General features: G+C 38.3%; 1 protein-coding gene. It reads right to left on the bottom strand.

Annotation, left to right across the window (positions count from 1 at the left end):
• A partial coding sequence (locus tag HMPREF2794_RS29340; RefSeq protein WP_139147298.1) for a four helix bundle protein occupies positions 1–214 on the bottom strand: 214 nt, incomplete at its 3' end.
• Positions 215–240 lie beyond the last annotated feature (26 nt).

The following is a 240-nucleotide window of genomic DNA, read 5'->3' as shown; positions in this document are numbered from 1 at the left end:
CAAACTTAACAAGGAATTCGTTCAGGTATTCCACTCGACGCGGAAGGCTTGAATTTGCATAACGGATCAACTCGCAACAACGAAGGGCGGACATCATAAGTTCCGTACCGAATTCGTACCTGTAATTCTTCGGAAACTTGTCTCTTGCATCAAGTATCAACATTAATAACCGATACATTAATTGATAGACTGGTCTGTCCTCTGCTTTTCCCATGTTAATTTTTGATATTTTTAAAATTT

Origin of the sequence: Bacteroides sp. HMSC067B03, from assembly GCF_001811315.1 — a bacterium.
Lineage (GTDB): Bacteria > Bacteroidota > Bacteroidia > Bacteroidales > Bacteroidaceae > Bacteroides > Bacteroides faecis.
This window is presented reverse-complemented; position numbering and strand designations above follow the sequence as displayed.